Here is a 15,344-nt window from a genome sequence, read left to right as displayed (position 1 = left end):
GTTCTATGCCTGGCGGGCAGGCACGTCCTGGCGGGCGGGGAGGTCCTGGCGGGCGAGCCACGCCTGCTTCATGAAGCGGCGCACGTCTTCGTCGACCCGGATGTCGCTCGGGCGCAGGGGCCGCGAGAGGTAGAGCCCCTCGAGAGAGGTGAGCCGACTCAGCGCGACGTACGTCTGCCCCGGCGCGAACGCCCCGGCGCCGAGATCGACCACGGCGCGGTCGTAGGTCTTGCCCTGCGACTTGTGGATCGTGACCGCCCACGCCAGGCGCAGCGGGAACTGGGTGAACTCGGCGACGATCTCGCGCGACAGGTTCTTGGTGCCCGGGTCGTAGGCGTAGCGGTACCTTTCCCAGACCGCCGGCTCGACGTCGTGCTCGATCCCGTCGACCTCCACACGCACGCTGTCGCCCGCGATGCGCGTGACCGTGCCGATCGTGCCGTTGACCCAGCGCGGCGCCTCCCCGAACTGCGCGCCGTCGTTGCGCAGGAACATCACCTGCGCCCCGACCTTGAGGGTCAGCTCCATCTCGGCGGGGTAGTTCGCCTCGCCGCGTCCGAAGTCGCCGCTGATCTCGGCGCTCGCGGTCTGCGTGCGCCCGATCAGCTCGTCGAGATGGCGCCGGTTGATCGTGTTCACGCGGTCGTTGCGCGTGGCCAACGTGATGATCGGGTGCTCGCCGTCGGCGGGGTCGGGGGGCGTCCGCGCGCCCGCGGTGTTGAGCACCCCCGCCATGTCGGCCGTCACCCGGCCGTACCGCACCGCGTTGAGCAGGGACTTGAACCCGGGATCGGACTGCCGGTGGATCTCGACGAGCTCGTTCACGTGCAGGTCGGCGCCGTGCCGGCCGATGTCGATGAGCCCGTCGCTCGCGGCCTCGCCCGACCACACCTTCGCGTCGAAGAACCAGAACGAGCGGTAGTGGTCGCGGATGTAGCGCGCCTCGTCTCCGCGCGGGGGCACCGGCGCCAGCTGGTAGGGATCGCCGAACATGACGATCTGCGTCCCCCCGAACGGCTCGGCGCGGCGGCCGCGGGCCTGGCGGAGCGATCGGTCGATGGCATCCATGAGGTCGGCGTTGACCATCGAGATCTCGTCGATCACGAGGGTGTCGATCGCGTTGAGGATCTTGCGGGTGGCGTCGTTCTGGTCGATGTCGCCGTTCGCGATGAGCCCGATCGGCAGGCGGAACAGCGAGTGGATCGTCTGCCCCTCGACGTTGAGCGCCGCGACCCCCGTGGGCGCGCACACGGCGATCTGCTTCTTCGTGTTCCACGCCAGGTGCTGCAGCAGCGTCGACTTGCCCGTGCCCGCGCGACCGGTGACGAAGACGTGCTCGCGGGTGTCCTCGATCAGCCGGTACAGCGCCTGCTGTTCGGCGGAGAGGGGCGGCGTGGTCACCGGTTCATGCTAGTTCGCGCACGTCTGGGCGGGCGGTTCGGTGTGGACGAGCAACCAGCGCGCCTCCCCCGACAGCACGTCGTCGACGTGACTGCGGAACCGCGGGCACTGCGTGATGTCGTGCGACCGGCACCGCAGGGCGTGCTCGGTCATCGCCCGCGCCTGGGCGATGTCGGCCGCGCGCCGGTCGAGCTCGGCGACGTGCGCCTCGAGCACGCGGTGCCGGTCGGGCGCCCCCTCATCCAGCAGCACGCGGATCTGCTCGAGCGAGAGCCCCGCGGCCTTGTTGCGCAGGATCACCGCGATGCGCACGCTGTCGTCGTCGTGGAAGCGGCGCCGGCCCGCCGCGTCCCGGAACGGGCGCAGCAGACCCTCGTCCTCCCAGTGGCGCAGCACGTGCGTCTCGAGCCCGAACCGCGCGGCCGTATCCCCGATGGATTCCCCGCCGTCGCGGGCGCTTGACTTCATGTCGACATGAAGTCACAGGATGGAGCGGAACGCAACCGGAAGGAGCTCATCGTGTACGACGCGATCATCATCGGAGGGGGCCCCGCGGGCCTGCAGGCCGCCCTCACCCTCGGGCGGATGCACCGCCGCACCCTGCTGCTGGACTCCGGCGCCTACCGCAACGCCACCGTGCGCCACGCGCACAACCTGCTCACCAACGACGGGCGCGACCCCGCCGAGTTGCGCCGCATCGCCCGCACCGAGATCGCCGCCTACGACACCGTGCAGATCCGGGATGCCCTGGCCTCGGCGGTCGAGCGGGACGGCGACGCCGTGACCGTCACGGTCGACGACGAGCGGCTCCGGACCCACGCCGTGATCCTCGCGACGGGCATGGCCGACGAGCTGCCACCGATCCCCGGGCTCGCGGAGCGCTGGGGCGACACGGTCGCGAACTGCCCGTTCTGCCACGGCCACGAGTTCGCCGGCCGCCCGGTCGCGGTGGTCAACGCCTCCCCGCACGCGGCGGTGCTCGTGCGGATGCTGGAGCCCGTGGCATCCGCGGTGCACGTCGTCGACCCCGCCGACGTGCGCGAGGTGGTCGACGCACCGACCGGCCTGCGCCTGGTGCGCACCGCGGGCGACCCGCTCGATGTCGCCGGCGCTTTCGTCGCACCGACCTGGCGGCCGCGGGGCGATCTGCTCGGGCGGATCGGGGTCGAATTCCAGGAGACCGGGGCCGTGCGCACCGACCCGTCCGGTCGCACGAGCGTCGAGGGCGTCTACGCCGTGGGCGACATCGCGCACCCCGACCACCTCCCGGGACCGATGTTCTCGCTCGCGGCCGCGATTCTCGGCGGCCAGCTCGCCGCCGTCGCGGTGGTGCATTCGCTCGCCGCATCGTGAGGCGCGCGGCCCCCGCTCAGGCGCGCTTCCTACACTGGAGGCGTGGACAACGCAGGCGGGGGCCCCGCGACGCCCGAGGGCGTCGGCGCTGCACACCGACGCTCACGGCTCGAGATCCCGGCGATGGTGCTGATCGGCGTGCTGCTCGTCGCCGCCCTGGGTGCGGGAGCCGCCTCGCTGTACCGCGAGTTCTACAGTCCCCGCGCCTTCGTGCTGCAGTACCTCTCCCTGTTGCAGGAGCGGCGCACCGCCGAGGCCCTCGCCGTGCCGGGCGTGGCGGTCGACTCCACCGAGCTCGAGGCGGTCGGCCTCCCGGTCAGCTCGTCGCAGGCCCTGCTCCGGCCCGAGGCGCTCACGCCGCTGACGGATGCCGAGGTGACCGGCGAGAGCGTCGAGGGCGACCAGACGCGCGTCTCCGTCTCGTACACCGCCGGCGGCTACGCGGGGACGACCACGTTCGCGATCGAGCACGACCCGGGGGAGGGCCTCCTGCCCCGCTGGCGGTTCGCGCGCAGTCCGCTCTCGGTCATGAACCTGTCGGTGAAGGGGTCGATGAGTTTCTCCGTCAACGGCTTCGAGGTCGACAAGCGCCAGGTGTCCGTCGACGAGGCCGAAGCCGACCCCGCTGCCGCCGTGCCCCTGCTCGTCTTCTCCCCCGGTCTCTACTCGGTCGCCGTCGACACGGCGATCTCCGCCACCCCCGGCGTCGCCGTGCTGGCCGATGCGCCGCTGGCCGGCATCCCGGTCGACGTGCAGGCCGAACCCACCGAGCAGTTCATCGGGGTCGTGCAGGACCGCGTCGAGGACTTCCTCTCCACCTGCGCCGAGCAGAAGGTGCTGCAGCCCACCGGATGCCCGTTCGGCTACACGGTGCGCAACCGCATCGACGGCGCCCCCACCTGGTCGATCGTGCAGCAACCGGTCGTGACCGTCGTCCCCGACGGAGCGGGATGGCGCATCCCGTCGACCCCCGCCGTCGCGCACATCGACGTCGAGATCCGCTCGATCTTCGACGGCAGCCTGCGCGAGGTCGAAGAAGACGTGCCCTTCCGCGTCGACGGGCAGATCAGCGTGCTGCCCGACGGGACGGCATCCATCCTCGTCGGCGGCGCGGCCGACTGACGGGGCCCGCAGCCGACCGACGGGGCACGCCGCCGACCGCGGCGCGGGCGCGGCCTACCTGCGACTCAGGCGCGACCGACCGACCTCGCAGGCGCAGCCGGCCGGCGGCGGAGACGGGTCAGTCGCCGGCGCGCGCGGCGACCCTCGCGTCGCGGGCCGCGAGACGCGCGAGCTCCTCGTTGTAGGCGTCGAGTTCGAGGTCGCCCACCCGGTCGACGTGCCGGTCGCGGCGACGCTGGTGCCGCTCGTCGCTGCGGCTCCACTGGATCGCGACGGTGATGGCGAGGATCAGCGTCGGGATCTCGCCCACCGACCACGCCACACCGCCGCCGACGTACTGGTCCTGCAGGGGGGTGGCGCCCCAGGTCCGGCCCATCGCACCGAACCATTCGGCCACCATCAGCCCGGAGTTCATCATGATCGCGATGCCGAAGAACGCGTGCATCGCCATGATCGCGATAAGCACGAGCAGCCGCATCGGGTACGGCAGGCGGTAGGGCACCGGGTCGATGCCGATGAGGCTCAGCACGAACAGGTACCCGGTCACGAGGAAGTGCGCGACCATCCAGATGTGGCCCACGTGGTCGTAGAGCGACCAGCGGAAGAGGTCGGTGTAGTAGAACGCCCACAGCGAGCCGATGAACAGTCCCGCCGCGACGTAGGGGTTCGTCAGCACCTTGGCGACCGGGTTGTGCACCGCCCACAGGATCCACTCGCGGCCGCCCCGCGTCCCGTCGTCGCGCTTGCGGATCGCGCGCGCCGCGAGCGAGATCGGCGCGCCCGAGACCAGCAGCAGCGGGATCGCCATCGACAGCAGCATGTGCCCGATCATGTGCATGCTGAACAGGTAGTCCTGGTAGACGTTGATGGGGCCGGACGTCACCCAGAAGACCCCGAACAGGCCCAGGCACCACAGCACCGTGCGGTAGATCGGCCACGAGTCGCCGCGGCGCAACAGGCGCCACACCCCGGCCAGGTAGAAGAACAGGCCGAAGGCGACGACGAGCGTCCACAGCAGGTCGACGTCGTAGGCGGTGAACCAGCGCTCGAGGGTGAGGTCGGGCGGGAGCGGCGCTCCGGTCAGCACCTCGGCGGGCGTGCGTCCCACCAGCGGCGCCTCGACGGGCGGGGGTGTGCGCGCGAGGGCGGCGGCCACTCCGCTCGCGATGCCCATGAACACCAACTCCAGCGCGATGACGCTCCAGAACCGGCGCGAGCCGGCCTCGTCGGCCATCCGCGCGATGAGCCGGCGGCGGTACCAGGCGCCGAGAACGCCCATGGCGATGAGGGCGACGACCTTGACCAGCACGAGCACGCCGTACGCCGATCCGAGGTTCTGCAGCCCCAGCAGCCCGATCGAGGCGCGCACGGTGCCCGAGACGGCGACGACGATGAAGGCGACCAGCGCGATCGACGAGTACCGCAACAGGGTCGTCCGCACCTGCTCACGCGACAGGGCGGGGCGCACGATCACGATGAGGATCAGCCCGCCGAGCCACACCGCCGCGGCGATGATGTGCAGCACCAGGGAGGTCACGGCGGCGTCGTGGCTGGCCTCATCGCCGGCGTGGCCCTGCGTACCCATCGGGATGAGGGCGGCCACCGCGAGGATCGCGACGATCATCGTGGGGATCCACGAGCGCACCGCGAAGGTGAGCACCGTCAGCACGGCCCCGGCGATCGTGGTGATGAGCCACGCCTGACCCACGGCGTTCTCGACGAGGAACCGTCCGAGCTGCTGCCCGAAGACCGCGTCGAGCGTGGGAGAGGCGGGGATGACGTTGAGGAAGGTGAGGAAGCCCGTCACGGCCGCCGCGACCGTGAACGCCGCCGCACCGATGGATGCCGTGTCCAGCGCGATCTCGAACGGTCGCTCCCCCGAGGGCAGGGCGAACAGCGCCAGCACGAGCGAGCCGACCATCGTCGCCGCCGCGAGGTTCACCACGACCGTCGCGATCGGCAGTCCCCACCGGACGACCGGGCCGGGATCGGCCAGTTGCACCTCGGCGGCGCCTCCGCCGTAGGCGAGTCCGACGACGACGGCGACCACCGAGACCACGGTCAGGATGACGGGTCCCGCGACGCGGAGAAGTCGGGGATTCACCCGTCCAGCCTACGTCGCGCGCGAACGACGAAGGGGGGATGCCGCCTGGCATCCCCCCTCGATGGTTCGCTGTCGTCTTACTTGACGGCGGCCTTGAGCTTGGAGCCCGCGGTGACCTTGACGCGCTTGCCGGCGGGGATCGAGATCTCCTCGCCCGTCTGCGGGTTGCGGCCCGTGCGAGCCGACGTCGCGACCTGCTCGAAGGCGATCCAGCCGGGGATCGAGACCTTGCTGCCCTTGGCGACCGCCTCGGAGACGGTGGAGAAGAGGGAGTCGAGCACGCCCGACACGGCGGACTGGCTCTGCCCGGTCGCGCTGGCGATGCTCGCGACGAGCTCGGTCTTGGTGATGGACTTGTCGGCCATGTGGTTTGTCCTCCAGGCGGCGATGGACGTCGCCTCTCGTTACGCGGACGAGGAGGGATTCTCCTCGGTGGTCGAGCGACCGCCTCGACAGTATCAACCGAACCGCGGAATTACGCGGATCTCGACGGATTTCCCCGTCATCCCCCTCGGCGTGTCGCTCGGGAGGGGCCGGGCCCCGGCCGGCCGCGGCGCCTCTCGCGTCCTACGTCATGGGTGAAACGCAGGACGAGGACGAGTGAATTCAGCGCGCCCTTCTTCGTCAGGGTGAAGGCCCCGTCCCCTGCAGTTGAAAACGAGAGGGAATGATGCTGCAGAATCATCACAAATCGTTGCGTCGGCGTCGACCCTCCCGCGGGGCGGAGGGGTTCCGGGCGCCGCATTCCGAGGGGGTGGGCCACGGTGCCGACGACACAGCCTTCCATCGACGCGCGCGCTGCTCTGCGTGCAGCCGCCAAGACGACGGCGGCGCGCCTCGTGCCGGGTCACGGCGCGCCGGAGGCCCGCCACCTCGCCCTCCTGGCGGAAGTGGAACCCCCTCCCGTCCCCCGAGTGTGGACCGATGATAATGCCGCGACCCTCGCCGCGATCGTGGCCGCCCGCGCACGTCGCGACGCCCTGACCGCCGGTTCCGCCCTGGTCGCCCGGTACTTCGACGGCGTCCATCTCATCCGACCCGCCACCCTCTCCCCGGGTGCGCGATCGCAGCTCTACTCCAGCGTGAGCGAGTACTGCTCCCTGATCGGCAAACCTCAGATCGGCGCCCACTTCGGCGCCGAGGCGCTTCTCTTCGCCGACACGGCCGCTCTGCGCTACCGGGCGCTCTCGGTGTCGGCCGCGAGCCACGCTCTCAACGGCGAGTACCTCATCGCGGAGGACGAGGCGACCGCCGCGCACGCGCTCTTCGCGGAGCACAGGTGGGACCCCCGCGAGAAGGCGCAGATGCTGCTGACCGCGGACGCCCTCGTCGCCGAATCACGGATGGACCATGCGCGGTTGGACGCGATCGCCGACGAGATGACCGCCGCACAGCGCGACGATCCCTACGTGGACTACTGGGCGCAGACGTTCCGGGTGCTCTCGCACCTGCTGCGTCGCGATCACGCCGAGGCGACGGCGGCGAGTTGGCAGATCATGCACAGCAGTCGGCGTCAGCACAGCCAGCGACTGGCCCGCGACTTCCTCACGGGGGTGCGATCCGACGTCCTCCTGGCGCAGAGCGATTACGCCGGCGCGATGGCGGTGGTGGCGCAGACGTCGAACCCCGAGGGCCACGGCGTCTGCTTCTCGACGAATCGTGCGAGCTGCCTGCTCCTACTCGGTCGTGAGCGGGAGCTCATCGCCGAGACCGAGGCCTGCGTCGCGCCCGGCACCGATCACTGCCTGCGGACGCTGACTCCGATCCTGCTCCGGCGCGCCATCGCCTTCCATCGCCTCGGCAGCGTCGCGCGGGCTCGCCAGAGCATGGAGTCCGCCCTGCTCCTGATCAAGCGCAACGGGAAGTCCGCGACGCCGTTCGTCATGCTCCCGGGAGCCGAGGCGCTGCACCTGATGGAGATGTGCGTGGCCGATCAACCCGGGCTCGGCGTCAACCTGCCGTGCATCCGCGACATCCTCGCCCTCGTCGGCGCCCCGTCGACACCGCCCGCCCGGGAGGGACTCGTCGCCTTCACCCCCGCCGAGCGGGCGCTCGTCGAGCTCCTGGAGACACCGCTGAGTCTCGCCGAGATCGCCCGCCGGCGCGGAGTATCCCCCAACACCGTGAAGAGCCAGGTGCGATCGATCTACGCCAAGCTCGACGTCGGAGGCCGCGCCGCCGCCGTGTCGAAGCTCGCCCTCAACGCCGGCTGATCGACGACGAAGGGCGAGGACTCCTTTCGGAGCCCCCGCCCTTCGTGCGGTGTCTGGTGCTTACCAGGACGACTTGGTCACACCGGGCAGCTCGCCACGGTGGGCCATGTCGCGGAAGCGGACGCGCGAGACGCCGAACTTCGTCAGCACGCCACGGGGGCGGCCGTCGATGACGTCGCGGCTGCGGACGCGGGCCGGCGACGCGTTGCGGGGCAGCTTCTGCAGGCCCACGCGGGCGGCCTCGCGGGCCTCGTCGGTCGCGTTGGGGTCGACCAGGGTCTTCTTCAGCTCGGCGCGCTTCGCGGCCCAGCGCTCGACGACGACCTTGCGCTGCTCGTTGCGCGCGATCTTGCTCTTCTTGGCCATGTGCTTAGCGCTCCTCTCGGAAGTCGACGTGCTTGCGGACCACGGGGTCGTACTTCTTGAGCACGATGCGGTCGGGGTTGTTGCGGCGGTTCTTGCGCGTCACGTAGGTGTACCCCGTGCCGGCGGTCGAACGCAGCTTGATGATCGGACGGACGTCCTGAGCCTTCTTCGCCATTACAGCTTCACGCCCTTCGCCTGCAGGTCACGGACGACGGACTCGATGCCGCGGGCGTCGATGACCTTGATGCCCTTCGCCGAAACGTTGAGCTTGATGTTGCGACCCAACGACGGAACGAAGTAGGTCTTCTTCTGCACGTTCGGGTCGAAGCGGCGCTTCGTCCGGCGGTGCGAGTGCGAGATGTTGTGACCGAAGCCGGGAACTGCTCCGGTCACCTGGCACACTGCTGCCATGGTGATGTCTCCCTCTGTACCGTGGCACCGGACGGTGCCACCCAAGATCCCTTGTCTGCACCCGGCGTGAACGCGGCACGGGGCCGGGATCACAAGGAGGGGTGCGAACTGCGTGCTGGAGTGCGCGCAGACGAGGAGTCAGTCTAGCACGGCGTGTCGGCTTGACCCGATCCGGTCACCGCGCCGACGCCCCCGAGCCCGCCGAGACATCGCCGACACCGCGGCCACCGGGTGCTTCGACAGGCGTCACCCGGCGTCGCCTCACCCGACCGTCGCCTCGCCCGCCGCCGCCTCCGCGGCACCGCGTCCCCACCGGAACGCCGAAACCGTGGCATCCCCCTCGATCCAGAACCGCCAGGGGAACACCGCCGTCCCCGCCACCCCCGCGACCCCGACGCGCGGCCCCGTCGCAACGCCGACCACGGGCTCGTCGGCCAGGAGCAACCGCGCCCGTGCCCCGGCCTTCTCCGCGCCCGTCACCGCGTCGAGCCCGTCGTGCACCGGATGCCGCAGCCCCACCGCATCGCCGAGGCGACCGGGGCCGCGCGCGAGATCGCGCGCCGAACGCACCGCTCCGCGACGCTCGAGGCGCCTGCGCTCGGCGATCTCGACGCCGTCGACCACCTCGGCCCCGCGCAGGAGGACACCCCCGGCGACGCCGTCGGGACCGCACACGACGTTGACGCACGAGTGGATGCCGTGACTCAGGTACACGTACAGGTGACCGGGTTCGCCCCACATCGTGGCGTTGCGCGCGGTGGGACCCATGCGCGCGTGCGACCCCGGGTCGGGGACCTCGCCCGTTCCACGGCCGTGGTACGCCTCGACCTCGGTGAGGCGGATCACCACGCGCTCCCCCGCGACCACCGTCTCCAGCAGCGCACCGAGCAGGCGCGGCGCCACCTCGGCGGGCAGACCCGACAGTTCGTCGCGCGTGACGGGACGCGTCACTGCGGCGGCACCTGGCACCACGACAGGTCGAAGCCCTGCAGGGCCACGAGCTCCTGACCCGTGTCGACCTCGACGAGGTGCGTCAGCAGGCGCTCGGGCAAGGGCAGCTGGTACCGGTCGAAGGGGTTGTCGACCGCGCGCGGGGCGACGAGGACCGCCGCGTAGCGGCCGCTCGCCGAGACGCACGACTGCAGCACCGTGTCGGAGCCGGGCACCTCCAGCAGCGGGCGCACGGCGCCCGCGGTGTCGACGTGCGCGACGGTCGTGGAGCGCGAGACGCCGTCCGTGCTGATGTCGGCGAACGAGCGGATCGTCCCCGCACCCGCACCGGGAACGGGGGTGGCGCGACCGGCGAGACCGGGCGGGTCGACCGGGTCGACGAGCGGCTGCTCCGATCCGTCGGTGAGGTTGATCTCGCGGATGCCCTCGAGGCGCTCGACGATCGCGACCGACGATCCGCGGGCGATGCCGTCGATCGACACCGCGCTGCCCAGCGGGGCGGCGTTCCCACCCTGCGCGTCGGTCAGCAGCAGGCGGGAGTCGAAGGTGAGCACGAGCATGCTGTCGGTGTCCGGCACGAAGCGCCAGTCGGCGATGCGCACGTCGCCACCGTTCAGTCCGACCTCGGTCGGGGGCGCGTCGTCGGCGGCCGACGCCGTGTACAGACGGCTCTCGCGACCCCCGGCGGCGCTCAGGTCGGCATCCGAGAAGGTGAAGCCGATCCGCTCGCCGCGGTCGGCGGATTGCAGGTTCGTGACGAATCCCGGCCCGGGCAGAGGGATGTCGCGCGGGTTCTGCCCGTCGGGGTCGGTCACGATCACGCGCGCGTCGTCGCCGTCGCGCACCGAGATGACGAGGTGGTTGGCGGTGGCGCGGAAGTCCTCGATGTGCGGGTGCACGAAGACGGGGAGACCCGCCTCGCCCTTCAGGTCGGTGCGGAAGATCGTGTCGCCCTCGGGCGTTCCGCGCTGCATCAGGTACGCCTGCAGCGGCGGGGTGCGGAAGGTCTCGGTGAGCGTCGACGATGACCCCGCGCCCAACCCGTTCACGTCCCGGACGGTGATCCGATAGTCGGTGTCGTCGCGGAGAGGGAGCCCGAAGCGCACGCCGACGCTGCGTCCCGAGGTGTCGACGGTGAACGGCGCGGCGGGCTCGATCTCGACCTGCGAGGGGTCGACCGTCTCGAGCGACTGCGTCGTGGTGAGGATGACACGCGATCCGGATGCCGCCACCGAGGCGGCCGGATCGACCTGCACGTCCGTGACCCGCGGCCCCTGTGCGACGGAGACGACCCCGCCGAGGCCGCCGACGACGACGAGGCCCACGAGCACGGCGGCGAAGGCGACGGCGAAGCCGCGACCCCGGCGTCGGCGCGCGCGCGACCGACGGGAGTCGCCCCCGCGGCGGGCGTCAGTACTCATACGGGTCCGCAGGCTCGTCGATCGCCGCCACCTCGTCGGCGCGCACCTCCAGCGCGCCGTCGCCGCTGGAGCGCACCGTGCCGGTGACGGTCACCCACTGGCCGGTCGAGGGCGCCGCCCCCGCGGCGGCGATCGGCAGCCGGGCCGTCTGCGCGTCGATGACGCAGTGCGTGATCACCAGGCGCGTGAGGTCGAAGCTGGCCCCGTCGCCGCCGGGGGTGATGAAGCCGGTGAGCGTCACGGGCTTGCCGTCGAACGTCTCGGGGTTCGTCGCGTGGGCGAAGACCGCCGACCAGTCGCCGATGCCGAACTCCGAGGTGTCGCCGGAGGCCGCGAGCGTCACGACGTCGGACCCGGCGAACAGCGGCGGCGCCCCCACGTCGCGCGAGACGGCGAGCTCGGTCGACAACGACGCCGCCGGGGTCAGCAGCACGGCGATCACGGCCCCCGAGGCGAGGACCCCGCCGCTGAAGGCGGCGATGCCGCCGGGGGTGAGCCGCGGCCGGGCGGCGAGGTGCTCGTGCGCGGAGCGGTCGTGCGCGTCGAGGGGATCGGTGTGCTCGTGATCGGCGTGCGCGAACGCCTCCCGCCGCGCGGTCGCTGCGGCGGGGGCGTGCCCGTGCTCGTGGTCGTGTCCGTGGTCGGCCTCGGCCCCCAGCGGGAGCGCGAACGACGCCACGGCGCCGACGAGCGCGACCATCGCCATGCCCACCGCGAACCAGGCCGAATCGGGGTTGATGTACAGCGACATGCGGCCGGTGACCCACAGCACGATCGTCGTGATCGACAGACACGTCGTGAGTCCCACACCGAGCCAGCGCGTGGCGAGGGCGGCGGATCTAGACAAGGAGGTTCACCACCGTTCCGAGAGCGAAGGCGAACAGCACGACCACCACGGTCATCCCCGCGAGCACGCGGGTGGTGAAGGTGGTGCGCAGCAGCGCCATCATCTTGAGGTCGATGATCGGGCCCACGACGAGGAACGCCACGATCGAGCCGGGCGTGAAGGTCGAGGCGAACGACAGCGCGAAGAACGCGTCGACGTTGGAGCACAGCGACACCACGAGCGCGAGCACCATCATCGCCGCGATCGACAGGGCCGGGTCGGACCCGATCGCGAGCAGCGCGCTGCGCGGCACGAGCACCTGCACGGCACCGGCGAGGAGCGAGCCGATGATGAGCGCCGGCATGACCGACCGCAGCTCGACGACGAACTGCGCGAGGGTGCGTCGACCGCGATCGCCGCGCTCCTGCACGACGATCTCGCACGTCTCGAGGAAGCGCTCGGTGAGCAGCTTGTCGGGATCGGGATGCCGGCTGTACAGCCAACCGATGAGGTTGGCCACGAGGTACCCGCCGATCAGGCGTGCCACCAGGATGCCGTCGCTGAAGCCGAACGCGGCGTGCGTGCTGATGATGACGATGGGGTTCACGATGGGGGCCGCGACCAGGAACGTCAGGGTGTCGGACACGCCGAACCCGCGCATGAGCAGACCGCGGGCGAAGGGCACGTTGCCGCACTCGCACACCGGGATGAACATGCCCAGCAGCGACAGCACCGCCCGGCGCGCCCAGGGGGCCCGTGGCATCCATCTCTCGATCGCCCCCGGCGGCACCCACACCTGCACGATGATCGACAGCACCACGCCGAGCACCACGAACGGCAGCGACTCGATGAGGACGCTGAGGGCGAGGGTGAGCCCGTCCTGCGCGCGGGTGGGCAGCGGTTGCGAGAAGAACGTCGGGGCGAGCGCGTCGACGAGGAACAGCGCGGTGATCACGACGACACCCAGGCCGAGAGCGACGAGGGTGCGGGAGGAGCCCGTGCGGGGGGCGTCCGGACGGCGGCGTACGGGGGCCGCGGTGCGACTACTCGTCGCCACGCTCACGAGCCCGATCGCGGGCGCAGTCGGCGCACACGCCGAAGATGTCGACGACGTGCTCGGCCTCGGTGAAGCCGTGCTGGGCGGCGGTGCGCTGCGCCCACTCCTCGACGTCGGTCGCGGCGATCTCGACGGCGACACCGCACGAGCGGCAGATCAGGTGATGGTGGTGCCCACGGGTCGCGCACGCGCGGAAGAGGTTCTCGCCGTCCGGGCTCTGCAGCGAGTCGGCGTCGCCGCGAGCGGCGAGTCCGGCGAGGGTGCGGTAGACGGTGGCCAGGCCGATGCCCGTGTTCTCGTCGCGCAGGGTCGCGTGAAGCGCCTGCGCGCTGACGAACCCGCCTGCTCCGGACAGGGCTTCGCGCACGCGCTCGCGCTGCCACGTGTTGCGCTGGACCATGCGGGCGAGTCTAGCGAGGGGTTCGGTGAAACGGCTGGGCGTTACAGGGCCCGGGTGGTGCGGTCGCGGCGGGCACCGACCACGCGGCACACGAGGTAGATCGCGAACGAGATGGTCGTGATGTAGGGGCTCACCGGCAGTGTGCCGGCGACCGCGAGCAGCACGCCGCCGACCGCGGAGACGAAGCCGAACAGCGCCGCGAGCACGGGCACCGAGAGGGGCCCGGACACCACCCGCATCGCCGCGGCGGCCGGGGTGACCAGCAGCGCCATCACGAGGAGGGCGCCGATGATGTGCACCGCGACAGCCACGATGAGCCCCAGCAGCAGCATGAACACGAGCGACACCGCCGTGGTGGGCACCCCGCGCGCGGCGGCCGACTGCGGATCGAGCGAATCGAAGCGCAGGGGGCGCCAGATGAGCAGCAGCGCAACGAGCACGGCCACGCCGATGACGACCAGCCAGCCGAGCTGGCCGCTCTGCACCGACACGATCTGCCCGGTCAGCAGGCTGAAACGGGTGGCACTGCGCCCGTTGTAGAGCGAAAGGCACAGGATGCCGACACCCAGGCCGAACGGCATGAGCACGCCGATGATCGAGTTGCGGTCGCGGGCCCGGGCGCCCAGCAGGCCGATGAGCGCCGCGGCGATGAGGGAGCCGACGATCGAGCCCGACACGACGTCGACGCCGATCAGCAGGGCCACCGCCGCCCCGGCGAACGACAGTTCGCTGATGCCGTGCACCGCGAAGGCCATGTCGCGCTGCATGACGAACACGCCGATCAGCCCGCCCACGAGGCCGAGGACGGCGCCCGCGTAGACGGAGTTCTGCACCAGTTCGAGGATCGCGCCGTACTGGCTCACCCCGCCGAACAGGGCGTCGCCGACGTCGGACCAGTTCATACGTCGTCCTCGTCGTGGTGATGGTGGTGGGCCTCGTCGGCATCCGGAGCTCCGACGACGATGAGCTGACCGCCCGCCCGCACGACGTAGACGGGGGCGCCGTACAGCGCCGAGAGGGTCTCGGTGGTGAGCACCTCGTCGGGCGTGCCGAGGGTGAACCGGCCGTGCGCGATGTACAGGATGCGGTCGACGCGCGAGAGCACGGGGTTGATGTCGTGCGTGACCAGGAGCACGGCGGCGTCGCGTTCGCGGCGATGCCGATCGATCAGTCGCACGACGGCCTGCTGGTTGGCGAGGTCGAGGCTCGTCAGCGGCTCGTCGCACAGCAGCAGGGCCGGGTCGTCGGCGAGGGCCTGGCCCACGCGCAGACGCTGCTGCTCGCCGCCGGAGAGAAGCCCCACCGGGCGATCGGCGAAGGCGGTGGCGCCCACCGCCTCGAGCAGTTCGTCGATGCGCGCGCGGTCCTTCGTGCGCGACAGCGGGAGTCCGAGCCGATGACCGTCGACTCCCAGACCGACGATGTCGCGCCCGCGCAGCGGGGTCTCCCGCGGGAGGGGGCGTTGCTGCGGGATGTAGCCGATGCGGCGGTTGCCGGCCCGGCGCACCGGGGCGCCGAGCGCCTCGATGGAACCGGCGCTGAGCCGCTCGAGGCCCAGGATGGCCCGCAACAGGGTGGTCTTGCCCGAGCCGCTGGGCCCGAGCACCGCGACGAGCTCGCCGGGTTCGTACGGGGGGTAGAGCCCCGCCCCCACCAAGCCGCCGCCCCCCACGAGGGCCGGACCCCGGATGCGCCGCGGGGCCGCCCCGCGGACCCCGG

17 protein-coding genes are annotated in these 15,344 nt (G+C 71.5%); 3 read left to right on the top strand and 14 right to left on the bottom strand.

What is annotated here, in order from left to right:
* Positions 1-3 precede the first annotated feature (3 nt).
* The gene (locus tag ACK4LS_RS11225) at positions 4-1,401 is read right to left on the bottom strand and encodes an ATP-dependent RecD-like DNA helicase (RefSeq protein WP_409717113.1); all 1,398 of its coding nucleotides are present in this window, start codon (positions 1,399-1,401) and stop codon (positions 4-6) included.
* Between the two features lie 9 nt (positions 1,402-1,410).
* Complete coding sequence (locus tag ACK4LS_RS11220) at positions 1,411-1,869, bottom strand: MerR family transcriptional regulator (RefSeq protein ID WP_409717111.1); 459 nt, start codon at positions 1,867-1,869, stop codon at positions 1,411-1,413.
* A gap of 6 nt (positions 1,870-1,875) precedes the next feature.
* On the opposite strand from ACK4LS_RS11220, the gene ACK4LS_RS11215 reads away from it, so the two are divergent.
* On the top strand, positions 1,876-2,754 hold the full coding sequence (locus ACK4LS_RS11215) for an NAD(P)/FAD-dependent oxidoreductase (protein ID WP_409717109.1): 879 nt from the start codon (positions 1,876-1,878) through the stop codon (positions 2,752-2,754).
* A 42-nt stretch (positions 2,755-2,796) separates the two neighbouring features.
* Positions 2,797-3,876 carry a hypothetical protein gene (locus tag ACK4LS_RS11210; protein WP_409717107.1) on the top strand — a complete coding sequence of 360 codons (1,080 nt, stop codon included), beginning with the start codon at positions 2,797-2,799 and terminating at the stop codon, positions 3,874-3,876.
* A 118-nt stretch (positions 3,877-3,994) separates the two neighbouring features.
* Here the strand turns inward: ACK4LS_RS11210 and ACK4LS_RS11205 are convergent, their stop codons facing one another.
* Positions 3,995-5,980, bottom strand: a complete 1,986-nt coding sequence (locus ACK4LS_RS11205) for a cytochrome c oxidase assembly protein (protein WP_409717105.1) — start codon at positions 5,978-5,980, stop codon at positions 3,995-3,997.
* A gap of 77 nt (positions 5,981-6,057) precedes the next feature.
* Positions 6,058-6,345, bottom strand: coding sequence for an HU family DNA-binding protein (locus ACK4LS_RS11200; RefSeq protein WP_013584778.1), 288 nt, complete (start codon positions 6,343-6,345; stop codon positions 6,058-6,060).
* 399 nt (positions 6,346-6,744) lie between these two features.
* Between ACK4LS_RS11200 and ACK4LS_RS11195 the strand changes: the two genes are divergently transcribed.
* Positions 6,745-8,193 (top strand): helix-turn-helix transcriptional regulator, encoded by a 1,449-nt coding sequence (locus ACK4LS_RS11195; protein ID WP_409717102.1) that lies wholly within the window; start codon positions 6,745-6,747, stop codon positions 8,191-8,193.
* A 60-nt stretch (positions 8,194-8,253) separates the two neighbouring features.
* Here ACK4LS_RS11195 and rpsN read toward each other — a convergent pair whose 3' ends face one another.
* The 10 genes from rpsN to ACK4LS_RS11145 all read right to left on the bottom strand — a co-directional run bounded on the left by rpsN (position 8,254) and on the right by ACK4LS_RS11145 (position 15,315).
* The gene (gene rpsN / locus ACK4LS_RS11190) at positions 8,254-8,559 is read right to left on the bottom strand and encodes a 30S ribosomal protein S14 (RefSeq protein WP_409717100.1); all 306 of its coding nucleotides are present in this window, start codon (positions 8,557-8,559) and stop codon (positions 8,254-8,256) included.
* Between the two features lie 4 nt (positions 8,560-8,563).
* Positions 8,564-8,734 (bottom strand): 50S ribosomal protein L33, encoded by a 171-nt coding sequence (rpmG, locus tag ACK4LS_RS11185; protein ID WP_013584775.1) that lies wholly within the window; start codon positions 8,732-8,734, stop codon positions 8,564-8,566.
* Positions 8,734-8,970, bottom strand: a complete 237-nt coding sequence (gene rpmB / locus ACK4LS_RS11180) for a 50S ribosomal protein L28 (RefSeq protein WP_055832508.1) — start codon at positions 8,968-8,970, stop codon at positions 8,734-8,736. The genes rpmG and rpmB overlap by 1 nt, the downstream gene beginning before the upstream one ends.
* Before the next feature lie 261 nt (positions 8,971-9,231).
* A complete protein-coding gene (locus tag ACK4LS_RS11175) occupies positions 9,232-9,921 on the bottom strand; it encodes a DNA-3-methyladenine glycosylase (protein ID WP_409717097.1) in 690 nt (229 codons plus the stop codon).
* A complete protein-coding gene (locus ACK4LS_RS11170; RefSeq protein WP_409717095.1) occupies positions 9,918-11,342 on the bottom strand; it encodes a hypothetical protein in 1,425 nt (474 codons plus the stop codon). The genes ACK4LS_RS11175 and ACK4LS_RS11170 overlap by 4 nt, the downstream gene beginning before the upstream one ends.
* Entirely contained in the window at positions 11,332-12,189 is an 858-nt protein-coding gene (locus tag ACK4LS_RS11165; RefSeq protein ID WP_409717093.1) for a DUF1980 domain-containing protein, read from the bottom strand. The genes ACK4LS_RS11170 and ACK4LS_RS11165 overlap by 11 nt, the downstream gene beginning before the upstream one ends.
* Positions 12,182-13,225, bottom strand: a complete 1,044-nt coding sequence (locus ACK4LS_RS11160; protein WP_409717151.1) for a permease — start codon at positions 13,223-13,225, stop codon at positions 12,182-12,184. The genes ACK4LS_RS11165 and ACK4LS_RS11160 overlap by 8 nt, the downstream gene beginning before the upstream one ends.
* Complete coding sequence (locus tag ACK4LS_RS11155) at positions 13,212-13,625, bottom strand: Fur family transcriptional regulator (protein ID WP_409717091.1); 414 nt, start codon at positions 13,623-13,625, stop codon at positions 13,212-13,214. The genes ACK4LS_RS11160 and ACK4LS_RS11155 overlap by 14 nt, the downstream gene beginning before the upstream one ends.
* Before the next feature lie 41 nt (positions 13,626-13,666).
* Complete coding sequence (locus ACK4LS_RS11150) at positions 13,667-14,527, bottom strand: metal ABC transporter permease (protein WP_409717089.1); 861 nt, start codon at positions 14,525-14,527, stop codon at positions 13,667-13,669.
* Positions 14,524-15,315, bottom strand: coding sequence for a metal ABC transporter ATP-binding protein (locus ACK4LS_RS11145; protein WP_409717149.1), 792 nt, complete (start codon positions 15,313-15,315; stop codon positions 14,524-14,526). The genes ACK4LS_RS11150 and ACK4LS_RS11145 overlap by 4 nt, the downstream gene beginning before the upstream one ends.
* Between the last annotated feature and the right edge of the window lie 29 nt (positions 15,316-15,344).

It is taken from the genome of Microbacterium sp. (genome assembly GCF_046295495.1).
Classification (GTDB): Bacteria; Actinomycetota; Actinomycetes; order Actinomycetales; family Microbacteriaceae; genus Microbacterium.
Note: the sequence above shows the minus strand (reverse complement) of the source record. Positions and strands in the feature narration are given on the sequence as shown.